Origin of the sequence: Aeromonas sp. 62-46, assembly GCF_001898585.1 — a bacterium.
GTDB classification, from domain to species: domain Bacteria; phylum Pseudomonadota; class Gammaproteobacteria; order Enterobacterales; family Aeromonadaceae; genus Aeromonas; species Aeromonas caviae.
This window is the reverse complement of record NZ_MKUI01000058.1, coordinates 67675-90974: the sequence shown is the minus strand read 5'-3', so window position 1 is coordinate 90974 and position 23300 is coordinate 67675. Positions and strand designations below refer to the sequence as shown.

The window sequence follows — 23300 nt, the reverse complement described above, 5'->3', positions numbered from 1 at the left end:
TTTTGTTGAGCGGCTGTTATCAGGCGGTCACGGCATCGGCCTGGGTAGCTTGTGCTTCCGGCGCCGGGTTGCGAATGAGGTAATCAAACGCACCCAGGGCGGCGGTGGCACCTGCCCCCATGGAGATGATGATCTGCTTGAACGGTACCGTGGTGGCATCCCCTGCGGCATAGACGCCAGGCAGGGAGGTGGCACCCTTGGTATCGATCTCGATTTCGCCAAAGCGGGTCAGGGCAATCTCGCTTCCTTTGAGGAACTCGGTGTTCGGCACCAGGCCTATCTGGACGAAGATGCCGGCCACAGCCAGATGCTTGATCTCGCCGGTGGTGCGATCTTCGTAGTCCATGCCCACCACCTTGCTGCCGTCGCCGATCACTTCGGTGGTGCGGGCGCTCATGATGATGTCGATATTGCCCATGGAACGGGCCTTCTTCTGCAGCACGTCGTCGGCACGCAGGGTATCGGCGAACTCCACCACGGTGACGTGCTCGACGATGCCGGCCAGATCGATGGCCGCCTCGATGCCGGAGTTGCCGCCACCGATCACCGCCACGCGCTTGCCCTTGAAGAAGGGGCCGTCACAGTGGGGGCAGTAGGCCACACCCTTGGTACGATACTCGAGTTCACCCGGCACGTTCAGGTCGCGCCAGCGGGCACCGGTTGCCAGGATCACGGCGCGGCTCTTCAAGGTGGCACCGGAGGCGAGATCCACGTTGACGTAACCATCCTTGCTGATGGCGGCGGCGCGCTGCTCGGTGATCACATCCACGCCGTACTGCTTGACGTGCTGCTCCAGGCTGGCGGCCAGCTTGGGGCCCTCGGTGTAGGGCACGGAGATGAAGTTTTCGATGCCGACGGTGTCCATCACCTGGCCACCGAAACGTTCGGCGACAATGGCGGTGCGAATGCCTTTGCGGGCGGCATAGATGGCCGCGGCGGCACCGGCCGGGCCACCGCCCACCACCAGCACGTCATAAGGCGCTTTTTCGCTCAGCTCTTGCGCCTTGCGCTCGGCAGCGCCGGTGTCGAGTTTGGCAACGATCTCTTCCAGCGAAATGCGGCCCTGGCTGAACGGCTGACCGTTCAGGTAGACGTTCGGGACCGCCATGATTTGACGCTCGTTCACCTCATCCTGGAACAGGGCACCGTCGATCATGGTGTGGGTGATGCCGGGGTTCAGGGTGGACATCAGGTTCAGGGCCTGTACCACGTCCGGACAGTTGTGGCAGGAGAGTGAAATATAGGTCTCGAAGTGGAACTCGCCCTTGAGGTTCTTCACCTGCTCCAGCACGGCCGGATCGGCCTTGGAGGGGTGACCGCCGCTTTGCAGCAGGGCGAGCACCAGGGAGGTGAATTCATGACCCATGGGAATGCCGGCAAAGTGCACGCGCGGGGCCTGGTCCTGGGGCGCGATGCTCATGGAAGGCTTGCGGGTATTGGTGCCATCGGTCAGGGAAATTTTGGGGGACATCTCGGCAATCTCGCTGGCCAATGCCAGGAGTTCGGCGGATTTGTCGCTGTCATTGCCGGACACGCTGATCTCGATGGGATTGACGATGTACTGCAAGTAACCGTTGAGTTGTTGTTTGAGGTTGGTATCTAACATGGTCGAATTCCTTCTTGCTGAATGCGGGTCGGCACGATGACCGGATACAGAAAACAGAGGTCCACACAGCAGACCGGCGCATTTTCTGAGGGCCGTAAACAAGACCGGCCCTTGAACGGGCCGGTCTTCAGAGCGGGGAGGCTTAGATTTTGCCTACCAGATCCAGGGACGGGGCCAGGGTGGCGTCGCCTTCTTTCCACTTGGCCGGGCACACTTCACCCGGGTGGGAAGCAACGTACTGGGCAGCCTTGACCTTGCGCAGCAGTTCCAGTGCGTCACGGCCGATGCCGCCAGCGTTGATTTCAACGATCTGGATGACGCCTTGCGGGTCGATGACGAAGGTACCGCGGTCAGCCAGGCCAGCTTCTTCGATCATCACGCCGAAGTTGCGGGTGATGGTGCCGGTGGGGTCGCCGATCATCGGGTACTGGATCTTCTGGATGGTGTCAGAAGTGTCGTGCCAGGCCTTGTGGGTGAAGTGGGTGTCGGTGGAGACGGCGTAGATCTCGACGCCCAGCTTCTGGAATTCGGCGTAGTTGTCGGCCAGGTCGCCCAGCTCGGTCGGGCAGACGAAGGTGAAATCAGCCGGGTAGAAGAACACCACGGACCACTTGCCTTTCAGGTCAGCGTCAGACACCTGAACGAATTTGCCATTGTGGTAGGCGGTGGCGTTGAACGGCTTGATTTCAGTGTTGATGTAGGTAGACATGTATTTGCTCCTTGGTGATGTACATATGCCTGTCTGGTGTTGAAGAGTCGTGCCAGACGAGGCGCTTAACTTTCGATGGAGTCATCATAGTGACTTTTTCTAATCGGTCAAAGCCACAATTTTGAATCACATAAATCTATTTATTAGATAGATCATCACAACTGTACCTAACATGAATATCTCAGGCCTTCGGAGATAACTCATTGTCGAAGTTCAATTTCTGTCCTGCATGTCACATTTTCAAGGGCTGGGCCGGATTTGTTTTCATTGCGTGAGCAGAGAAGGGGGCAGACGAGGCGGCGCAGTAGAAAAAAGAGGGATAAAAAAATCCCGGCGCCGTCGCACAGACAGGGCCGGGTCATCAAACAAGGAATGGCGATAAATATGCTTTACAGCAAAGACTAACTACGGGGTGTGCAAACTTGCAGACATATGAAGAGAAGATGGCGGGTGCACAATCCTCATCTCCTCTTCGGCAACCATTGCATGGTGGGCATCATAGTGTGATGAATGTCACAACGCAAGTTTTGTGGTGTAATTTTACAGTCAAATTGAAAGTGTTTCACTTAAATAGCCGTTAAATTAGGCTGAAAACGCTTTTATTGTAATTTTATTACAGAATTTTAAGATCAAAAGTCGGTTGGGGGCTCCTGCTCCTCCATCAGCTCCAGCAGATTGATGGCCACGGCGATGAAGTCCGACTCGGTGACGATGCCAACCAGCTTGCGCCCCTTGAGTACCGGCAGACAGCCATATTTGTGGCGCTGCAGATACAGGGCCGCCTCCTTGATGCCGGCGTGGGGATCCACGCTCGCCACCTGACGAGTCATGATCTCGTCGAGCTGGACGCTGTCGGTGAACTCCGCCTCCCGCTCGGGGTTGATCAGCAGCAGCTTGGATTCACGGGTGGCCAGGATGTCCGAGAGGGTGACCAGACCAAGCAGATGCTGGTGTTCATCGACGATGGGAACGTGACGGATCCGCTCCTGCTGCATCAGCTCCATCGCCTGCTTGACGCTGTTTTCCGGACCCAGAGTAAAGGGGTGTTCAGTCATGATCTCGGAGAGGGTCATCATGGTGGGCCTCCTTGTGTGTCTGCTTCCACCCTAGCCCAGCCCCCGTCGCCAGAACATGATCGGGGTCAATACAAAACCTTAAAGGTTTTTTAACGGGCCCAGCCTCACAAAATGGCCCGCTATCCCTTGTCTTCCTTGGGTTTTTAGTCTTTTGGGTTGCCTTGGAAGAGGGGGATAACTAGACTAGCCGCCGATTCCCCCGAGGTGAAAGATGCAAGTATCCGATTTTCATTTTGATCTGCCAGACGAGCTGATTGCCCGCTATCCCATGGCGGAGCGTACCGCTAGCCGCCTGCTGCAGCTCGATGGTCAAACCGGCGCCCTGCGCCACGGTCATTTTGTCGATGTGCTTGACCAGCTCAACCCCGGCGATCTGCTGGTGTTCAACAATACCCGTGTCATTCCGGCCCGCATGTTTGGCCAGAAGGCCAGCGGCGGCAAGCTGGAGGTGTTGGTGGAGCGCATTCTGGACGAGCACAGCGTGCTGGCGCACGTCCGCTCGTCCAAGTCCCCCAAGCCAGGTACCCGCCTCCTTCTGGATGGCGGTGCCGACGGCGTGCCCGTCGAGGCCGAGATGCGTGCCCGTCACGACGCTCTGTTCGAGATCCACTTCCTGGACCCGCGCCCTGTGCTGACCATTCTGGATGCCATCGGCCATATGCCGCTGCCTCCCTATATCGACCGTCCCGACGAGGATGCCGACAAGGAGCGCTACCAGACCGTCTACAACCAGAAGCCGGGTGCCGTGGCGGCGCCGACCGCCGGTCTGCACTTCGACGAGCCGCTGCTCGAGCAGATCCGTGCCAAGGGCGTGGAGATGGCCTTCGTGACCCTGCACGTGGGGGCGGGCACCTTCCAGCCGGTGCGCGTCGACAAGATTGAAGATCACCACATGCACTCGGAATACGCCGAAGTGCCCCAGGAGGTGGTGGATGCCATCGCGGCGACCCGCGCCCGCGGCGGTCGTGTGGTTGCGGTGGGGACCACGTCGGTGCGATCCCTCGAGAGTGCGGCCAAGGCGACCCTGGCCCAGGGCAAGCCGCTGGCGCCCTTCTTCAATGACACCGACATCTTCATCTTCCCCGGTTACGAGTTCCAGGTGGTCGATGCCATGATCACCAACTTCCACCTGCCCGAATCCACCCTGATCATGCTGGTCAGCGCCTTTGCCGGCTATGACAACGTGATGGCCGCCTATCAGGCCGCCGTGGCGGGACAGTACCGTTTCTTCAGCTACGGGGACGCCATGTTCGTCACCCGTCGCCGGGTGCAGGGTTAAGCCTTGCCCTTCAGAAGTCGTTCAGGCCCTGCTTGTCAGTATGCCGGCCGGCTTCATATTACCGGGCCCCTCGGGCCCTTTGTTGTCAGACTGTTTCTCTGACTGAATAGAGGTAGCAATGAAATTTGAATTGAAAACCACCGATGGGCGTGCCCGTCGCGGTCAACTGGTGTTCGAGCGTGGCGTGGTCCAGACCCCGGCCTTCATGCCGGTCGGCACCTACGGCACCGTCAAGGGGATGACACCGGAAGAGGTACGTGAGAGCGGTGCCCAGATCCTGCTTGGCAACACCTTCCACCTCTGGCTGCGCCCGGGTCAGGAAGTGATGCGCGCCCACGGCGATCTGCACGACTTCATGAACTGGCAGGGGCCGATCCTGACCGACTCCGGTGGTTTCCAGGTGTTCAGTCTGGGGCACATCCGCAAGATCACCGAGGAGGGGGTGCACTTCCGTCATCCCATCAACGGCGAGAAGATCTTCCTCGACCCCGAGAAGTCCATGGAGATCCAGTACGATCTGGGTTCCGACATCGTGATGATCTTCGACGAGTGCACCCCGTACCCGGCCACTTACGAGGAAGCGCGCAAGTCCATGGAGATGTCCCTGCGCTGGGCCAAGCGTTCCCGTGACAAGTTCGATGCACTCGGCAACAAGAACGCCCTGTTCGGCATCATCCAGGGTTCTGTCTACGAACCGCTGCGGGATGTGTCGCTGGACGGTCTCCTTGAGATCGGCTTCGACGGTTACGCGGTCGGCGGTCTTGCCGTGGGTGAGCCCAAAGAGGACATGCATCGCATCCTTGACCATGTCTGCCCGAAAATTCCGGCCGACAAGCCGCGCTACCTGATGGGGGTGGGCAAGCCGGAGGATCTGGTGGAAGGGGTGCGCCGCGGTATCGACATGTTCGACTGCGTGATGCCGACCCGCAACGCCCGCAACGGTCATCTCTTTACCACCGATGGGGTGGTCAAGATCCGCAACGCCAAGTACCGGGAAGACACCAGCACCCTGGATGCGGACTGCGATTGCTACACCTGCAAGAACTACACCCGCAGCTATCTGTACCATCTGGACAAGTGCAACGAGATCCTCGGTGCCCGTCTGAATACCATCCACAACCTGCGTTATTACCAGCGCGTGATGCAGGGTTTGCGGGACGCGATCGAGCAGGGTAAATTAGACGACTTTGTAACTGAGTTTTACCGTCGGCAAGGGAAGCCTGTGCCTCCACTGGCTGAAAATGACGTGAAATAACAACGACATATAAGTTAGTATTCAAATCTACATCAATAAGAGGTTGTTAAATGAGCATTATCTCCAAGGCGTATGCAGAAGGCGCGGCTCCGGCAGCACAGGGTGGTGGCATGGAAATGATCATCATGCTGGCCGTGTTCGGTCTCATCTTCTACTTCATGATCTACCGTCCCCAGGCCAAGCGTGCCAAGGAGCATCGCAATCTGATGAGCTCCCTCTCCAAGGGCGACGAAGTGCTCACTTCCGGTGGCCTGGTCGGCAAGATCGCCAAGGTTTCCGCCGACAGCGACTACATTGTGCTGGCCCTGAACGATCAGACCCAGGTCACCATCAAGCGTGACTTCGTCTCTGCCGTTCTGCCCAAGGGTTCTATCCAGTCCCTCTAATCTCCCGAGGAGCACAGCGTGTTAAATCGCTATCCGCTGTGGAAATACCTGATGGTGATCGTCGTGATCGCCATCGGTTTTCTATATGCAGCCCCCAATCTTTACGGCGAAGACCCGGCCTTGCAGGTCTCTGCCAGCCGTGGTGCCGAAGTCAAACTAGAAACCCTCGATCAGGTGAAGGAAACCCTCGACGAGGCGAAGATCCCGGTCAAGCATGCGGCGTTCGAGCACGGCTTCATCCTGATCCGTTTCAACAACACCGAAGACCAGCTCAAGGCGCGCGATATCGTGGCCAACAAGCTGGGCGACAATTTCATCACCGCCCTCAACCTGGCACCCTCCACCCCCGCCTGGCTTGAGGCCATCGGCGCGGCGCCCCTGAAGCTCGGTCTTGACCTGCGGGGCGGTGTGCACTTCCTGATGGAAGTGGACATGGCCGAAGCGCTGGCCAAGCAGCAGGAACAGATGGTGCAGGATTTCCGCGCCGAGCTGCGCACCCAGAAGATCCGCTACTCCGGTGTACGCCGGGTCGGGGATCAGGTGCAGGTGGTCTTCCGTGACGAGGCCGATCAGGCCAAGGCACTCTCCTTCCTGCGTCGCCAGAATGCGGATCTTGTCTTCACCACCGACCAGAAAGGGGATGACTTCATCCTGCTGGCCACTCTGAGCGAAGCCAAGATCAAAGAGGTGAAGAAGTATGCCCTCGAGCAGAACATCACCATCATCCGTAACCGGGTGAACGAACTGGGTGTGGCCGAGCCGCTGGTCCAGCAGCAGGGCGGCGAGCGTATCATCGTCGAGCTGCCGGGGATCCAGGACACCGCCCGTGCCAAGGAGATCCTGGGTGCCACCGCGACCCTGGAGTTCCACATGGTCGATGAGGCTGCCGATATCCAGGCCGCTGCCGCAGGCCGCGTGCCGCCGAGCTCCAAGGTCTACAACGATCGCAACGGTCGTCCCGTGGTACTGCAAAAGCGCGTGATCCTGACCGGTGACCACATCGTGGGTGCCCAGTCCGGTTTCGATGAATACAGCCGTCCCCAGGTCAACATCAAGCTCGATGGTCAGGGTGGCAACAAGATGGCCAACTTTACCAAGGACAACGTTGGCAAAGGCATGGCGACCGTCTTCATCGAGTACAAGCCGGTGGGTCAGCCTGGTCCGGACGGCAAGCGCAAGTTCCGCAAGCAGGAGGAGGTGATCAACGTCGCCACCATCCAGTCTCGCCTGGGTAGCCAGTTCCGCATCACCGGGATCGACAACGCCAACGAAGCCCACAACCTGGCGCTGCTGCTGCGTGCCGGTGCCCTGATTGCCCCGATCCAGATCGTCGAAGAGCGCACCATAGGCCCGAGCCTGGGTCAGCAGAACATCGACAGCGGGATGGAAGCCATCGGCTGGGCCATGCTGGTGATCGTGCTCTTCATGGGGATCTACTACCGTGCCTTCGGCTGGGTGGCCAATCTGGCGCTGACCATGAACCTGGTGCTCATCGTCGGTATCATGTCGATGATCCCGGGGGCCACCATGACCCTGCCGGGCATCGCCGGTATCGTGTTGACGCTGGGGATGGCGGTGGATGCGAACGTGCTGATCTACGAGCGTATTCGTGAAGAGATCCGCAATGGTCGCGGGGTGCAGCAAGCCATTCACCTGGGCTTTGATCGCGCCTTCTCCACCATCGCCGACTCCAACGTCACCTCGCTCATCACCTGCGTGATCCTGTTCGGTATCGGTACCGGTGCCATCAAGGGCTTCGCCCTGACCCTCGGGATCGGCCTGACGGCGTCCATGTTCACTGCCATCACGGTATCCCGCGCCATCATCAACCTGGCCTGGGGTGGACGGCGCATCGACAAGCTGCCGATCTAAGGAAGAGACATGTTTCAAATTCTACATTTTGAAAAGCCCATCCCCTTCATGCGTTTCGCCAAGCTGGGTATGGTCCTCTCTGCTCTGGTGACGGTGCTCGCCCTCTACGTTCTGTACGATCGAGGCCTGAACTGGGGGCTGGACTTCACCGGCGGTACCACCATCGAGGTGGGGTTCCAGCAGTCGGTGAGCCTGGACAAGATGCACGAGGCGCTGGATCAGCAGAAGATTGACGGGGCGACCCTGCAGTTCTTCGGCTCCAGCCGTGATGTGCTGGTGCGCATGGCCCCCCAAGAGGGCGTCAAGGTCGAGCAGCAGGGCAACGAGGTCCTGGCGGCCGCCAAGCTGGTCGACGAGAGCGCCGTGCTCAAGCGTGTCGAGTTCGTCGGTCCCTCCGTGGGTGACGAGCTGGCCACCGACGGTGCCCTGGCCATGCTGGCCTCCATCATCTGTATCCTGATCTACGTGGCGGTGCGCTTCGAGTGGCGTCTGGCCACGGGTGGCATCCTCTCCCTGGCTCACGACGTGATCATCACCCTCGGCATCTTTGCCTACTTCCAGTACGAGTTCGACCTGACCGTGCTGGCGGCGCTGATGACGCTGGTGGGGTACTCCCTGAACGACACCATCGTTGTGTTCGACCGGGTGCGGGAGAATTTCCGCAAGGTACGCCGTGGGGACACCGCGGAGATCATGGATCTCTCCATGACCGAGACCCTGAGCCGGACCATCATCACCTCGGGGTTGACCTTCGTGGTGGTGGTGGCGCTGCTGCTCAAAGGCGGGCCTCTGATCCACGGTTTCTCCATCGCCATGGTGATCGGGGTGGCCTTCGGGACCTACTCCTCCATCTATGTGGCGAGCGCCTCAGCCATGTTCCTCGGGATCAAGCGGGAGCACATGCTGCCGACCCAGGTGGAAAAAGAGGGCGCGGATCAGCAAGAGATCCTGCCGTAACAGACAAGGGCGCCGCAAGGCGCCCTTTCTCTTGTGGCCGGGGTGAGTCATGATGCTCCCCACAACCCAGCATCCATTACCCAAAGCAAGGAGCAAGCCCATGCAACACAATCCCCGTTTTCTGGCCCTGGTAGAGGCCATCCGCCCGCAGGTGCAGGAAACCGATGTGCACCAGATCAAGCGCTGGCAGGATGAGGGCCGAGCATTTCATCTGCTCGACGTGCGCGAAGAGAGCGAGTGGGCCAGGGGCCATCTGCCGGGGGCCACCTATCTCGGGCGTGGGGTGATAGAGCGTGACATCGAGACCCGGTATCCGGATCCCGACACCGAACTCTACCTCTATTGTGGTGGGGGATTTCGCTCCATCCTGGTGGCGGATAACCTGCACAAGATGGGTTATTCCCGGGTCGTCAGCGTCGATGGAGGCTTTCGCGGCTGGAGCGATGCCGGATACCCTGTCGAATCCTGATTTATTTGAGGGAGAGGGGCTGCGCCACATGACAAACGGCCCCGTGATCTTTACCATATGCGGGGTCAAGCGTAAGCGTCGGAGTGTTCATTGAACGTCAGGATAGGGATTGGATACCTCACGGGTATCCTGTTGTTGCTCCCCTTGTGGGGTTGCAGCAGTAGCAGTCAGGTAAAAGCGCCTCAAGTTCCCAAGCCGCAACCCGCTTCACTGGTATTGGCGACCCCCTTGCAGGTCTCCTACCAGAGCGAGTTGGCGTTGGCGCGACTCGGGCAGATGCTCAGTGAAATGGAATTGACGACCGAACAGCGGGCAGAACTCTTCTATGAGCGTGCCGTGGTGTTTGACCGGGTGGGCTTGCGTTCCCTGGCGCGACTCGACTTCAACCGCGCCCTGCGGGAGAAGCCGGATTTTGCCGAGGCCTACAACTTCATCGGTGTCTATCTGGTTCAACAGCAGAACTACGACGAGGCCTATGAGGCGTTCGACTCCGCCCTGGAGCTCGCCCCGGATTACGATTACGCCTATCTCAACCGGGGAATCGCGCTCTATTACGGCAATCGTCCCGAGCTTGCCGCGGCGGATATGAAGCGCTTCTACGAGGCGCAACCAGAAGACCCTTATCGGGTGATCTGGCTCTATCTGGCCGAGCAGAAGCTCAACGGACCGGCGGCCATGAGCCGGATGCGCGAGCGGCTCAACAAGTATGACGACGACGCCTGGAACTGGGATCTGGTGCGCCTCTATACGGGCGACATCAATGCCACCCAGTTGATGAGCAACGTGGTGAAAGGGGTCAAGGACAACAGGGAGCTCGCCGAGCGCCTGTGCGAGACCTACTTCTACCTCGGCAAGTTCGAGCTGGCCAAGGGTAACCGCAAGGAAGCCATCAGCTACTTCAAGCTGGCGCTGGCCAACAACGTCTATGACTTCATCGAGCATCGCTATGCCTTGCTGGAGCTGGAACTGATGGCGCGCAAGCCCCAGCCACCCGGAGCCCAGGGCAAGAGCGGCAAAGCGTGACTAAACGGGTTTGAACCCCATGAAAAAGGCCTCTTGACGAGGCCTTTTTGCTGTCTGGTGACACGGGGTGTACCGCTACTCCACCAGGCTCATGCCGGGGATCTGGCGCCAGTAACCGTTGCAGTCCCGCTCCTGCTGCAGGGGCAGGGGGGCCATCCCCTGTTCGTTGGCCTTGAAGCGCTCCAGCATCGTCAGGGTCTCCATGCCTTCGGGCGAGAGGCGCACCACATCCACCAGACCCTCCATCCCCTTGAGCTCGTTACCCAGGTTGTAGCAGTAACCGGACTGGGTCTGGATGCCGTTGAGGTTGAACACCTTCTGCCCCTCGCGACTGCTGGCAAGTCGCCCGGTGGGGTAGTCGATGCAGGCCAGTTCGCAGTTGTCCTTGGGCCGGTCGAGGGAGCGGGCGGTGAAGCAGCGTGCCGAGTAGGCGAGCGGCAGATGACCATAGGCGAACACCTCCACCTCGAACTGCTGGCGCTCCCTGCCCAGATCCTGATTGAGCTGCATCAGCCAGTCGCGGGAGAGCTCCACCGGCATCACCCAGCGCTGCATCCCCTGTTTAAGCAGCATGCGCAGCACGTCGGCGTTGTAGGCGTTGATGGCGGGGCCGCAGACGAACGGCAGCCCGGCTTCACTGGCGAGCTGGACCGCCCCCAGATCGTTGGCCTCGATCATCAGCTCGCCGTTGTCGACCAGCCGCTTTACCTCCTTGAGCTCGGAGGGAGCTGAGATCAGCGCCAGCGTGGAGAGTACCGCCTGCTTGCCGGAGCCCGCCACCTGACGGGCGAGGGCAATCCAGTCATCCACTTTCAGTTCGCGCCGCTTGCTGCAGACGGTTTCCCCCAGATAGACGATGTCGGCCTGGCTGGCGGCCGCCGCCTGATAGAAGGCCTGGGTGTCGGCCTTGGGCCAGTAGAAGAGCAGGGGGCCGAGAGAGAATTTCATGAGCAGTGCTCCTTATTGCCACTGGCGATGATAGGCACCGAGGGTGGTCTGGCTCCCCTCGGAGACGCGGGCGAGCTGGGCATCCCACTCAGCCTTGACTTGATAGGCCTCGGGGTTGGCCTGATAGGCGTCGATGGCGGCGCGCCAGACCCGGGTCACCTGCTCTACATAGGCGGGGCTGCGCTGGCGTCCCTCGATCTTGACCGACTGGATGCCGGTCTGGAACAGCTCGGGCAGGAGGCCGAGGGTGTTGAGGCTGGTGGGCTCCTCCAGCGCGTGATAGGTCTGGCCATCCACCTCGAAGCGCCCCTTGCACAGGGTCGGGTAGCCGGCGTTTTCCCCCGGGCCGTAACGATCGATCAGCACCTCGTTGAGGCGGGATTCGAGGCCGCTCGGGGTCTCTTCCCAGCGCACGAACTTGGCCGGTGAACAGGCGCCGACGGTGTTGGGGCTCTCGCCTGTCATGTAGGAGGAGAGGTAGCAGCGCCCCTCCGCCATGATGCAGAGGCTGCCGAAGGCGAACACCTCGAGGCCGACGTCGGTCTCGCGGGCAAGCTGCTTCACCTGATGCATGGAGAGCACCCTCGGCAGCACCACCCGGCCGACGTTGAAGTGCTGCTGGTAGAAGCGGATGGCAGCGGCGTTGGTGGCGCTGGCCTGGACCGAGACATGTAGCTCCATGCCGGGATGGCGGCGGCTGGCATAATCGAGCACGGCGAGATCGGCGATGATCAGGGCATCGGCACCGAGCGCCACCCCTTTGTCCACGGCCTGCTTCCAACGGGCATCGGAGCCCGGGTGGGCAAAGGTATTGATGGCGATGTGCAGCTTGCGGCCATGCTGGTGGACATAGTCAACCGCTCTTTCCAGCTTGCTGTCGGTGAAGTTGAGCCCGGCGAAGTGGCGGGCATTGGTGTCATCCTTGAAGCCGATGTAGACCGCATCGGCCCCGTTATCCACGGCTGTCTTCAGTGCCGGCAGGCTGCCTGCCGGGCAGAGTAATTCCATCGGGTACGCTCCGAGAGGGCAAAAATGCAAAAGTGGCCCGATTGTATTCATGCTTGCCCTCCCGCTTTTTGACCTGAGGCAGCTTTAGGTGGCTTTACCCTTCTTGAGGTAAGTGGGCACAAGTTTGATTTTCAACAGGATCTTGCCGAAGGGGCTGTGCTTGAATGCGCAAAAAACTGGGAGTTTATCGTGTTTCAACATCTGCAACGTCGCCTGGTCGAACAAGCACCCCGTCTCTTGCGCCACCCCCTCAAGCTGGTGCCCTTCCCTTTGCAACAAAACCTGATGGAGGCCCTGCTGGGCAGGGTGTTCCGGGAGGCCATCGAAGAGGGGGAATTTGCGTTTCTTGCGGGCAAGTGGCTGAAAGTGGAAGTCAGCGATCTGGGGCTATGCTGGTTTATCAGCGAGCAGGAGGGCAAATTGGTAGTGGCGAGGAAGTGTGAGCGCGCCGATGTCTGTTTCAGCGGCAATAGCCAGGATCTTGTTCTGATCGCCGGGCGCCGTGAAGACCCGGATTCCCTCTTCTTCCAGCGCCGACTGAAGATAGAGGGGGATACAGAGTTGGGCCTGGAGGTGAAAAATCTGATGGACAGCCTGGATCTGGACGGGCTGGGATTGATGAAATACCCCCTTATGGATCTGGCGACCTTTATCGAGCGGGCCCGCGAGACGCACGTGCCCACTGCCGCGACAATGAGCTGAGCCGTTTTCTTGCCCGAGTGCTGCGGAACAAGTGAACTTGAGCCGCAGTACCCCACTGTCAGCGTGACCACGCAGGGTGGGGAGGCGTCATCTGCCTGTTTGTGCAGAAATGCCTGGTTGGAAGCGGTGCCAAAATAGCGATTGGTTATGTTACAATTGCGCGCCATTTTTGACTGAAGATTGACTGGGCATGTTGGATCAGATTCGTATCGTGTTGGTAAACACCTCTCACACCGGCAACATGGGATCCGCGGCGCGGGCCATGAAGACCATGGGGCTGACTCAACTGGTGTTGGTCGATCCCCAGGCCCAGCCGGATGAGGAGGCCGTCGCCCTGGCGGCGGGGGCCAGCGATATCCTGGCTCGCGCTCGTATCGTGCCGACCCTGGATGAAGCCATTGCCGACTGTGGTCTGGTCATCGGCACCAGTGCCCGTTCCCGCACCCTGAGCTGGCCCATGCTGGATCCCCGTGAAGCGGGCGAGAAGCTGGTTGCCGAGGGCATGGCGCACCCGGTTGCGCTGGTGTTTGGCCGTGAACGCACCGGCCTCACCAATGACGAACTGCAAAAATGCCACTTCCATGTGGCCATTCCCGCCAATCCAGAATACAGCTCCCTCAATCTGGCCATGGCAGTGCAGACCCTTTGTTACGAGGTGCGGATGCGCTGGCTGGAAGTACAGAACCAGGAGCATTCGGCTCCGGAGGATGAGCGGGTCGAGTACCCCAGCGCCCAGCAACTGGAAGGGTTTTATCAGCATCTGGAGCAGACGCTGCAAAAGACGGGATTCATTGCCGATGACCATCCAGGCCATGTGATGAGCAAACTGCGTCGTCTATTCAATCGGGCCAGACCCGAAGCGGTGGAGTTGAACATCCTGCGGGGCATTCTCACCTCTGTCCAGAAGTCCAGGGCACAGGATTAATCCCGACTGATTTACTCAAGCATATACTTGACTGATTTAGTCGGGTATGTGACCATATGCCACATATTGATTGGTTCGCAAGACGGTAAGGCATATGAGACTGACCTCAAAAGGACGTTACGCGGTGACAGCCATGCTCGACGTGGCGTTGCATGCAGAGCAGGGGCCCGTGCCCCTGGCTGATATTTCAGAGCGCCAGGGCATCTCCTTGTCCTATCTGGAACAACTGTTTGCCCGTCTGCGCAAGCATGGTCTGGTGAGCAGCGTACGTGGCCCCGGTGGCGGCTATCGCCTCGGTCTGGCCCCTGGCGAGATTTCGGTCGGTCAGGTGATCACCGCGGTCGATGAATCGGTCGATGCGACCAAGTGCCTCGGCAAAGGGGGCTGCCACGGTGGTACCCAGTGCCTGACCCACTCCTTGTGGCGGGATCTGAGCGAACGCATCTCCAGTTTCCTGGGGGATATCACCCTGGCCGAGCTGGTTGGTCAGGCCGATGTGCGCCGTATCGCCGGCAAGCAAGATGAACAAATGAAGACCGTGTTGTCCCTGGTTGATCGGGCCGAACGCGGTGATGTGAGCTTGAAAGTCCAACTATAAACGTGCTTTCCACGACGAGTCGCTGTGTGACCCCGTCGTAACGGAGAAAAAGATGAAACTGCCTATTTACCTTGATTATTCGGCAACCTGTCCGGTGGACCCGCGTGTCGCAGAAAAAATGATGCAGTGCCTCACCATGGACGGCCTGTTCGGCAACCCAGCCTCCCGTTCCCACCGTTTCGGCTGGCAGGCCGAAGAGGCGGTGGATCTGGCCCGTAATCAAGTGGCAGAGCTGATCGGCGCGGACCCGCGCGAGATCGTCTTTACCTCCGGTGCGACCGAGTCCAACAACCTGGCCATCAAGGGCATCGCCCATTTCTACGCCGGCAAGGGCAAGCACATCGTCACCTCCAAGACCGAGCACAAAGCCGTGCTGGATACTTGCCGCCAACTTGAGCGGGAAGGCTATGAGGTGACCTACCTCGAGCCCATGCCCAATGGCCTGTTCACCCTTGAGCAGATCGAAGGCGCCCTGCGTGATGACACCATCCTGGTCAGCATCATGCACGCCAACAACGAGATCGGGGTGGTGCAAGACATCGCTGCCATCGGTGAGCTGTGCCGTTCCCGCAAGATCCTGCTGCACGTGGACGCCGTCCAGAGCGTGGGCAAGATCCCGGTCGACGTGGAAGCACTCAAGGTTGATCTGCTCTCCATGTCCGCCCACAAGGTATACGGCCCGAAAGGCATTGGCGCCCTGTATGTACGCCGCAAGCCCCGTGTGCGCCTGGAAGCCCAGATGCACGGCGGTGGTCACGAGCGCGGCATGCGCTCCGGCACCCTGGCAACCCACCAGATCGTCGGCATGGGTGAAGCCTTCCGCATCGCCAAGGAAGAGATGGCGAGCGAGAGTCAGCACATCATGGCCCTGCGCCAGCGTCTGTGGGATGGCATCAAGAACATCGAAGAAGTCTATATCAACGGGGATCTGGACCAGCGTGTACCGGGCAACCTGAACGTGAGCTTCGCCTATGTGGAAGGGGAATCCCTCATCATGGCACTGAAGGATCTGGCGGTCTCTTCCGGTTCTGCCTGTACTTCGGCCAGCCTGGAACCTTCCTACGTGCTGCGCGCCCTGGGTCTGAACGACGAGCTGGCACACAGCTCCATCCGTTTCAGCATCGGTCGCTTCACCACCGAAGAAGAGATCGACTACGCAATCAAGCTCATCTGCGACTCCATCGGTCGTCTGCGCGAGATGTCCCCCCTGTGGGAGATGTTCAAGGATGGCGTCGATCTGAACACGGTCGAATGGGCACATCACTGATCCTTGCCAGCATGGCAAGGGTCTGGTGAACAACGGAATTAGCAGGAGTTAGATATGGCTTACAGTGAAAAAGTAATCGACCACTACGAGAATCCCCGCAACGTCGGTGGTTTTGACAAGAACGATCCCAGCGTCGCCACCGGCATGGTCGGTGCACCGGCCTGTGGTGACGTCATGAAGCTGCAACTGAAGATCAGCGACGATGGCATCATTGAAGATGCCAAGTTCAAGACCTACGGCTGTGGTTCCGCCATCGCCTCCAGCTCTCTGGTGACCGAGTGGGTCAAGGGCAAGACCCTGGACGAAGCGGCCGGTATCAAGAACACCGACATCGCCGAAGAGCTGGCGCTGCCGCCGGTGAAGATCCACTGCTCCATTCTGGCGGAGGATGCCATCAAGGCCGCCATCGCCGATTACAAGCAGAAGAAAGGTCTTTAAGGTCCGGAGAGCAGTATGGCCATAACCATGACAGATGCCGCAGCGGCGCGGGTTTCCTCCTTCATGATCAACCGGGGCAAGGGCATCGGCCTGCGCCTCGGCGTCAAGACGACCGGCTGTTCTGGCCTTGCCTATGTGCTCGAGTTCGTGGATGAGCTGGCTGCCGAGGATCAGGTATTTGAGCAGAAAGGCGTCAAGATCATCGTGGATGCCAAGAGCCTGATCCACCTGGATGGCACCGAGCTGGACTTCGTGAAGGAAGGCCTCAACGAGGGCTTCCAGTTCAACAACCCGAATGCCAAGGGCGAATGTGGTTGTGGCGAAAGCTTCAGCGTGTAAGTGGTTCGATTGACCGATCGCCCATGTTTGCAACGCCTCGTAGCCCCAAGGGTGAGCCCTGTTGCGGCGAGTCTCTTGTGATCAACACCTTGCTCATCAACACAGTGGTGTGGACGCCAGTCCATGCCACTGCTCTCAAGTTCAAGACGAGTGTGGTTGCACTCCCAGCGCTATTGTCTGAGGACGAAGGATGAATCATTTCGAGCTGTTCGGGCTGGCTGAGGGCTTCGAGCTCGATACTCGCCAACTGGCTGACACCTATCGTCAGCTGCAGACCCAGTTCCATCCCGATCGTTTTGCGACTGCCCCCGAGCGGGAGCAACTGGCTGCCGTGCAGCGTGCTGCCCAGATCAACGATGCCTTTACCACCCTCAAGGCCCCCTTGCGCCGAGCCGAGTACCTGCTCTCCTTGCGGGGCACCGATATTCGCGGCGAGCAGCAGACACTGCAAGATCCCGCCTTTCTGATGCAACAGCTGGAGTGGCGAGAGCGGCTGGCTGATCTCAAGGGCGACGCCGACCCTGAGGGGGCCATCAAGGATTTTCGCCAGGAAATCAGGCATGATCACCAGGCGTTGATGCAACGGCTGACCGACTCTCTCACCAGGGGTGAGGATCTGCAGGCGGCGGATTGCGTTCGCAAGCTCAAATTTGTCGACAAGCTCCTCGAGGAGCTGGAACGATTCGAAGACTCGCTGTTCGAGTCTTGACCCTCTAACGCAGGAATTGTGATTACCCATGGCATTACTGCAAATTGCCGAGCCAGGCCAGAGCGCCGCACCTCACCAGCATAAACGTGCCGTCGGCATCGATCTTGGCACCACCAACTCCCTGGTCGCCGCCGTGCGCAGCGGCCAGGCCGACACCCTCTGTGACGAGCAGGGGCGTGATCTGCTGCCTTCCGTGGTCCATTACCAGGCCGATACCATCCGGGTTGGCTTCGATGCCAAGCGTGAGGCGGCCCTCGATCCCCACAACACCATCGTCTCGGTCAAGCGGATGATGGGCAAGGGGCTGGCCGACATCGATACCCGCCAGCAACCCTATCAATTCGTGGCGGCCGACAACGGCATGCCGCAATTGCAGACCCGCCAGGGGCTGGTCAATCCGGTGCAGGTCTCGGCCGAGATCCTGAAAAAACTGGCCGAGCGCGGTGCCGCGTCCCTCGGGGGAGACCTCGACGGCGTGGTCATCACGGTGCCCGCCTATTTTGACGATGCCCAGCGTCAGGGTACCAAGGACGCGGCCAGACTGGCCGGTCTGCACGTGCTGCGGTTGCTCAATGAACCCACGGCAGCCGCCATCGCCTATGGCCTCGACTCGGGTCAGGAAGGGGTGATCGCCGTCTATGACCTGGGTGGCGGAACCTTCGATATCTCCATCCTGCGCCTGCATCGCGGGGTGTTTGAGGTGATGGCCACCGGTGGCGACTCGGCACTCGGTGGTGACGATTTTGACCATCTGCTGGCGGACTGGCTCAAAGAGCAAGCCGGGTTGTCCGGTCAGCTCGATGCCCGTACCCAGCGCGAGTTGCTGGATGCGGCGGCCAGCATCAAGCACGGCCTCACCGATGCAGATGCCGTTGCCTGCACCTTTGCCGGCTGGCAGGGTACCGTCACCCGCAGCCAGTTTGACGAGCTGATCCAGCCCCTGGTCAAACGCACCCTGCAGGCTTGTCGGCGCGCCCTGCGCGATGCGGGTCTCGAGCAGGAAGAGGTGCTGGAAGTGGTGATGGTCGGTGGCTCGACCCGGGTGCCGCTGGTGCGCGAGCGGGTGGGCGAGTTCTTCGGCCGCACCCCCTTGACCAGCATCGACCCTGACAAGGTGGTGGCCATCGGTGCCGCCATCCAGGCCGACATCCTGGTGGGCAACAAGCCCGACGCCGAGATGCTGCTGCTGGACGTCATCCCGCTTTCCCTGGGTCTGGAGACCATGGGCGGCCTCGCCGAGAAGGTGATCCCGCGCAATACCACCATTCCGGTGGCCCGCGCCCAGGAGTTCACCACCTTCAAGGATGGCCAGACCGCGATGGCCATCCACGTGGTGCAGGGGGAGCGCGAGCTGGTGGCGGATTGCCGCTCCCTGGCCCGCTTCACCCTGACCGGCATTCCGCCCATGGCGGCCGGCGCCGCCCACATTCGCGTCACCTTCCAGGTGGATGCGGACGGTCTGCTGTCGGTCAGCGCCATGGAGAAATCCTCCGGCGTGCAGGCCGAGATCCAGGTCAAGCCCTCCTACGGGCTGGGGGAAGATGACATCCTCAACATGCTGAGCGCCTCCATCGCCAATGCCCAGCAGGACATGGATGCCCGCATGCTGGCTGAGCAGCAGGTTGAGGCCGACCGGGTGGTCGAGAGCCTCAACGCCGCCCTGGCCGCCGATGGCGAGGCTTTATTGAGCCCCGCCGAGCGGGCCGAGCTGGATGCCGCTATCGCCCATCTGCTGACCATGCGCAGCACGGGCACCACCAACCAGATCAAAGAGGCCATCGAGGCGGCGGACGCTGCCAGTGGCGAATTTGCAGCCCGCCGGATGGATGCCTCCATCCGCAAGGTGCTGACCGGACAAAACGTCAACAAGGTGTGATATGCCAAAACTGATTATTCTGCCCCATCCCGAGCTCTGTCCGGACGGCGCGGCCCTCGAAGGTGCGACCGGTGAAACCATTCTGGATATCGCGCTGCGCAATGGCATCGAGATCGAGCACGCCTGCGAGAAGTCCTGTGCTTGTACTACCTGCCACTGCGTGGTGCGGGAAGGGTTCGACTCCCTCGAGCCGAGCGACGAGCTGGAAGACGACATGCTGGACAAGGCGTGGGGGCTGGAGCCGGAATCCCGTCTCAGCTGCCAGGCCAGACTGGCGGACGAGGATCTGGTGGTGGAACTGCCCAAGTACACCCTGAATCTGGCGTCCGAGCGCCACTGATGACCCCTTAATTACACATGAGTGAATTGCGCGTGCAGCATCTCATGGTGCAGTAATGATATGGTGAAGGCCGTGACCCTTGAGGGAGCGGCCTTTTTTGTGCCCGTGATTTCCCTATTCGTTGATGAAAGTGCCAATAAAAAGGAAGCAAGAGAACATGGCTGACATGATGAACGTAAGGTTGTCGTCCCAGGCTGCCGCCGCCCAGTGGGGCGAGGGTGCCCTGCTCAGTTTCAACGGGGACGAGGCCCATCTCCATCTGGCCGCTGGCCAGGAGAAGGAGGCGCTGCGCGCCATCCAGCGCGGGGCCAGACGCCTCGAGTCGAGCGGCATCAAGCGCATCAAGCTGGTGGGCGAGGGGTGGAATGGGGAGCGTCGTTACGCCTTTGCCCAGGGCTTCTATGCCGCCAAGGGGGTTCGCGAGCTCGATTTTGGTGAACAGAGCGAACAGGAAGCGGCCGAACTCGCCGCCTTGCTCAAGGCGACCCACTGGGTGCGCGAGGTGACCAACGGCTGCCCGGAAGCCATCTACCCCATGAGCCTGGCGGAGTCCGCTCTGCTGCTCATTCGCAGCCTTGGCGGTGACAAGGTGACCGCCCGCATCACCGCTGGCGAAGCCTTGCGTGAATCGGGTCATATCGGGATCTGGTCGGTGGGCCGTGGCAGCGAGCGCGAGCCGGTGCTGCTGGAGCTCGACTACAACCCGACCGGGGATGCCAACGCCCCCGTGGTCGCGGCGCTGGTGGGCAAGGGGATCACTTTTGATTCCGGCGGCTACTCCATGAAGTCCTCCGACAACATGCTGCCGATGAAGTCCGACATGGGCGGCGCCGCCATGGTGACCGGCGCCCTGGCGCTGGCCATCAGCCGTGGCCTGAACAAGCGGGTCAAGCTCATCCTCTGCTGCGCCGAGAACCTGGTCTCCGGCCACGCCTTCAAGCTCGGCGACATCCTCACCTATCGCAACGGCATCTCGGTCGAGATCCAGAATACCGACGCGGAAGGTCGCCTGGTGCTGGCAGACGGCCTGCTGGCTGCGAGCGAAAGCGGGGCTGCCTACATCCTGGACGCTGCCACCCTGACCGGCGCCGCCAAGACCGCGCTGGGCCGCGACTACAATGCCGTGTTTGCCCTCGATGAGGCGGAGCAGGTGCGCGCGCTGGCTGCCGCCAACGCCGAAAACGAGAAGGCCTGGCCGCTGCCGCTCGAACCCTGGCACGCAGGCCAGCTCACCTCGGCCTTTGCCGAGCTGGGCAATGTGGCATCCGCCGAAGGTACTGCCGGCGCCACCACGGCAGCGGCGTTCCTGTCGCGCTTCGTCCGTGACGAAGGCAAGGGCTGGGTGCACCTGGACCTGGCCGCTTCCTATCAGAAGTCGGGCAATGAGCTCTGGGCGACCGGGGCCAAGGGCCATGGTCTTCGCACGATTGCCCGCTGGTTGCAGGAGGTGTGCGCATGAACGTCTGGTTGAGCCGAGAGTTTGCACCGGCCGAGTGGGGGGAGGGGGCACTGCTCTCCCACCGTGCCGACGGCATGGTGATCCATCTGGTGAGCGCCACTCCCTTGCTGGATATCCAGCAGGCGGCGCGGCGCCTGTGCAGCCAGGGGATCCAGCAGGTGGTCCTGGCTGGCCACTGGGAGCGGGAGCAGCAGTGGGCCTTTGCCCAGGGGCTGCAGACGCCCAAGGCGGAAGTGGGGTTGCAGTGGGCCACTTCGTCCGAGGAGGACAGGGAGGAGCTGGAGGCGCGCTGGCTGTGCGGGCGTTGGGTGCGGGAGATGACCAACGCCACTCCGGAGCAGCTGGGGCCGCTGGAGTTGGCGGTCGAAGCCGCTGCCTTCCTCACCGAGCTGGCACCGGACCGGATCAGCCATCGCATCCTCAAGGGAGAGGCGCTGCAACAGGCGGGCTGGGTCGGTCTCTATCAAGTGGGTCGTGGCAGTGACCGCGAGCCCGTGATGCTGGAGCTGGATTTCAATCCGGGCAAGGATCCCAAGGCGCCGGTAGCGGCCGCCCTGGTGGGCAAGGGGATCACCTTCGATTCCGGCGGCTACTCCATGAAGACCTCCCAGGGCATGCTGACCATGAAACACGACATGGGCGGTGCCGCCATCGTCACCGGCGCGCTGGCGCTGGCCATTCTGCGTGGCCTCGACAAGCGGGTGAAGCTCATCCTCTGCTGCGCCGAGAACCTGGTATCCGGCCATGCCTACAAGCTGGGTGACATCCTTACCTACAAGAACGGCACCACGGTGGAGGTGGTCAATACCGACGCCGAAGGGCGTCTGATCCTGGCAGACGGCTTGCAACTGGCCGGCGAGTCTGGTGCGCCGCTCATCATCGACGCCGCCACCCTCACCGGGGCGGCCGTGATGGCGCTGGGGGGGCGTTACAACGCCCTGTTTGGACTGGACAAGGGGCTGGTGAGCCGCGCCATGGCCTATTCGGATGCGGAGCAGGAGCCAGCATGGCCGCTGCCGCTGGAGCCCTGGCATCGCCAGCAGTGCCCGTCCCACTATGCCGACACCGCCAACAGCCGCCCCGTGCCGGGCGGCGGACCGGGGGGAGCCTCCAATGCGGCAGGCTTCCTCTCCCGCTTTGTCCCTGATGAGGGAAGAGGCTGGCTGCATGTCGATCTCGCCGCCTGCTTCAGCGAGAACGGCGACAGTCTGTGGGCGCCCGGGGCCAATACCCTGGGGATGCGCACCATCGCCCATACCCTGATGGCGGAGACGCGCTGAGTCAGTGAACGGCATCACAAGGGCACCTCAGGGTGCCCTTTCCAGCGCTGCTTTGCTGAGCAATTGATACGGTTTTGAAGCATTAGCATGCCGATCGTGCGCAAGCGCACATTTTTTCTCTCTGCCCTGGCACAAGATGAGTCACCATGTTGTTTCAAGGATTCTTTTGTTTAACAAAAAGTTGATTTTTTGTGTGTTATTTCGTTTTTTGTTTACGTATAATCGCCGCCGAACATGGATTCCTACAATAAAACTCTGTAGTTAAGGAAAGAACTCAATGGCTATCGAACGTACCTTCTCCATCGTCAAGCCGGATGCGGTCAGCAAGAACCTGATTGGTGCCATTTACAGCCGCTTCGAAAGCGCCGGCCTGAAAGTCATCGCCGCCAAGATGCTGCACCTGACCAGCGAACAGGCCGCCGGTTTCTACGCCGAGCACCAGGGCAAGCCGTTTTATGATGGTCTGGTCGGCTTCATGACCTCTGGCCCCGTCATGGTACAGGTGCTGGAAGGTGAAGACGCCATCCGCCGTCACCGTGAAATCATGGGCGCCACCAACCCGAAAGAGGCACTGGCCGGCACCCTGCGCGCCTGCTACGCCGAGAGCATCGATCGCAACGCCGTCCACGGCTCCGATGCCCCGGCCTCTGCCGCCCGTGAAATCGCCTACTTCTTCTCCGACGACGAGATCTGCCCGCGCGGCTGATGTTGTCTGCTGGTGACCAAGGGAGCTTCGGCTCCCTTTTGTTTTTTGGTCATCCTGCCAATATCCACTTATT

General features: G+C 60.6%; 24 protein-coding genes. 19 read left to right on the top strand and 5 right to left on the bottom strand.

Annotation, left to right across the window (positions count from 1 at the left end):
- Positions 1–19: 19 nt before the first annotated feature.
- The 3 genes from ahpF to BGO64_RS18255 form a co-directional block, all read right to left on the bottom strand.
- Entirely contained in the window at positions 20–1606 is a 1587-nt protein-coding gene (ahpF, locus tag BGO64_RS18265) for an alkyl hydroperoxide reductase subunit F (protein ID WP_286701132.1), read from the bottom strand.
- Between the two features lie 142 nt (positions 1607–1748).
- On the bottom strand, positions 1749–2315 hold the full coding sequence (ahpC, locus tag BGO64_RS18260; protein WP_010675074.1) for an alkyl hydroperoxide reductase subunit C: 567 nt from the start codon (positions 2313–2315) through the stop codon (positions 1749–1751).
- 629 nt (positions 2316–2944) lie between these two features.
- On the bottom strand, positions 2945–3391 hold the full coding sequence (locus BGO64_RS18255; protein WP_010675073.1) for a CBS domain-containing protein: 447 nt from the start codon (positions 3389–3391) through the stop codon (positions 2945–2947).
- A 211-nt stretch (positions 3392–3602) separates the two neighbouring features.
- Between BGO64_RS18255 and queA the strand changes: the two genes are divergently transcribed.
- The 7 genes from queA to nlpI all read left to right on the top strand — a co-directional run bounded on the left by queA (position 3603) and on the right by nlpI (position 10632).
- Positions 3603–4670, top strand: coding sequence for a tRNA preQ1(34) S-adenosylmethionine ribosyltransferase-isomerase QueA (gene queA / locus BGO64_RS18250; RefSeq protein ID WP_010675072.1), 1068 nt, complete (start codon positions 3603–3605; stop codon positions 4668–4670).
- Between the two features lie 118 nt (positions 4671–4788).
- On the top strand, positions 4789–5925 hold the full coding sequence (gene tgt / locus BGO64_RS18245; protein WP_045524416.1) for a tRNA guanosine(34) transglycosylase Tgt: 1137 nt from the start codon (positions 4789–4791) through the stop codon (positions 5923–5925).
- 50 nt (positions 5926–5975) lie between these two features.
- Complete coding sequence (gene yajC, locus BGO64_RS18240; protein WP_010675070.1) at positions 5976–6311, top strand: preprotein translocase subunit YajC; 336 nt, start codon at positions 5976–5978, stop codon at positions 6309–6311.
- A gap of 18 nt (positions 6312–6329) precedes the next feature.
- A complete protein-coding gene (gene secD / locus BGO64_RS18235) occupies positions 6330–8183 on the top strand; it encodes a protein translocase subunit SecD (RefSeq protein ID WP_103260284.1) in 1854 nt (617 codons plus the stop codon).
- Positions 8184–8192: 9 nt separating this feature from the next.
- The gene (gene secF, locus BGO64_RS18230) at positions 8193–9140 is read left to right on the top strand and encodes a protein translocase subunit SecF (RefSeq protein ID WP_010675068.1); all 948 of its coding nucleotides are present in this window, start codon (positions 8193–8195) and stop codon (positions 9138–9140) included.
- Positions 9141–9240: 100 nt separating this feature from the next.
- The gene (locus BGO64_RS18225) at positions 9241–9609 is read left to right on the top strand and encodes a rhodanese-like domain-containing protein (RefSeq protein WP_286701131.1); all 369 of its coding nucleotides are present in this window, start codon (positions 9241–9243) and stop codon (positions 9607–9609) included.
- Positions 9610–9699: 90 nt separating this feature from the next.
- Positions 9700–10632: a lipoprotein NlpI gene (nlpI, locus tag BGO64_RS18220; RefSeq protein ID WP_280520777.1), complete on the top strand. Its 933-nt coding sequence runs from the start codon at positions 9700–9702 to the stop codon at positions 10630–10632.
- 75 nt (positions 10633–10707) lie between these two features.
- Here nlpI and BGO64_RS18215 read toward each other — a convergent pair whose 3' ends face one another.
- Entirely contained in the window at positions 10708–11580 is an 873-nt protein-coding gene (locus tag BGO64_RS18215) for a U32 family peptidase (RefSeq protein WP_160837378.1), read from the bottom strand.
- A gap of 12 nt (positions 11581–11592) precedes the next feature.
- The gene (gene ubiU, locus BGO64_RS18210; RefSeq protein ID WP_286701130.1) at positions 11593–12588 is read right to left on the bottom strand and encodes a ubiquinone anaerobic biosynthesis protein UbiU; all 996 of its coding nucleotides are present in this window, start codon (positions 12586–12588) and stop codon (positions 11593–11595) included.
- A gap of 189 nt (positions 12589–12777) precedes the next feature.
- Between ubiU and ubiT the strand changes: the two genes are divergently transcribed.
- From ubiT to ndk, 12 genes are all read left to right on the top strand, one after another.
- The gene (ubiT, locus tag BGO64_RS18205; RefSeq protein WP_213319211.1) at positions 12778–13290 is read left to right on the top strand and encodes a ubiquinone anaerobic biosynthesis accessory factor UbiT; all 513 of its coding nucleotides are present in this window, start codon (positions 12778–12780) and stop codon (positions 13288–13290) included.
- A gap of 190 nt (positions 13291–13480) precedes the next feature.
- Positions 13481–14215: a tRNA (cytosine(32)/uridine(32)-2'-O)-methyltransferase TrmJ gene (gene trmJ, locus BGO64_RS18200; protein ID WP_201901187.1), complete on the top strand. Its 735-nt coding sequence runs from the start codon at positions 13481–13483 to the stop codon at positions 14213–14215.
- Positions 14216–14309: 94 nt separating this feature from the next.
- Entirely contained in the window at positions 14310–14813 is a 504-nt protein-coding gene (gene iscR / locus BGO64_RS18195) for a Fe-S cluster assembly transcriptional regulator IscR (protein ID WP_025327241.1), read from the top strand.
- A gap of 52 nt (positions 14814–14865) precedes the next feature.
- Positions 14866–16080, top strand: coding sequence for an IscS subfamily cysteine desulfurase (locus BGO64_RS18190; RefSeq protein ID WP_010675060.1), 1215 nt, complete (start codon positions 14866–14868; stop codon positions 16078–16080).
- Positions 16081–16134: 54 nt separating this feature from the next.
- Positions 16135–16518 carry a Fe-S cluster assembly scaffold IscU gene (gene iscU, locus BGO64_RS18185; RefSeq protein ID WP_010675059.1) on the top strand — a complete coding sequence of 128 codons (384 nt, stop codon included), beginning with the start codon at positions 16135–16137 and terminating at the stop codon, positions 16516–16518.
- A 15-nt stretch (positions 16519–16533) separates the two neighbouring features.
- Positions 16534–16857: an iron-sulfur cluster assembly protein IscA gene (gene iscA, locus BGO64_RS18180; protein WP_010675058.1), complete on the top strand. Its 324-nt coding sequence runs from the start codon at positions 16534–16536 to the stop codon at positions 16855–16857.
- 190 nt (positions 16858–17047) lie between these two features.
- The gene (gene hscB / locus BGO64_RS18175) at positions 17048–17566 is read left to right on the top strand and encodes a co-chaperone HscB (protein ID WP_010675057.1); all 519 of its coding nucleotides are present in this window, start codon (positions 17048–17050) and stop codon (positions 17564–17566) included.
- A gap of 28 nt (positions 17567–17594) precedes the next feature.
- On the top strand, positions 17595–19442 hold the full coding sequence (hscA, locus tag BGO64_RS18170) for a Fe-S protein assembly chaperone HscA (RefSeq protein WP_266140020.1): 1848 nt from the start codon (positions 17595–17597) through the stop codon (positions 19440–19442).
- A 1-nt stretch (position 19443) separates the two neighbouring features.
- Complete coding sequence (gene fdx / locus BGO64_RS18165) at positions 19444–19782, top strand: ISC system 2Fe-2S type ferredoxin (protein ID WP_005299781.1); 339 nt, start codon at positions 19444–19446, stop codon at positions 19780–19782.
- Positions 19783–19939: 157 nt separating this feature from the next.
- Positions 19940–21241: an aminopeptidase PepB gene (gene pepB / locus BGO64_RS18160; RefSeq protein ID WP_109112004.1), complete on the top strand. Its 1302-nt coding sequence runs from the start codon at positions 19940–19942 to the stop codon at positions 21239–21241.
- Positions 21238–22521, top strand: coding sequence for an aminopeptidase PepB (gene pepB, locus BGO64_RS18155; RefSeq protein ID WP_039038726.1), 1284 nt, complete (start codon positions 21238–21240; stop codon positions 22519–22521). The genes pepB (BGO64_RS18160) and pepB (BGO64_RS18155) overlap by 4 nt, the downstream gene beginning before the upstream one ends.
- A gap of 277 nt (positions 22522–22798) precedes the next feature.
- Positions 22799–23227, top strand: coding sequence for a nucleoside-diphosphate kinase (ndk, locus tag BGO64_RS18150; RefSeq protein WP_045524435.1), 429 nt, complete (start codon positions 22799–22801; stop codon positions 23225–23227).
- Positions 23228–23300: the final 73 nt, after the last annotated feature.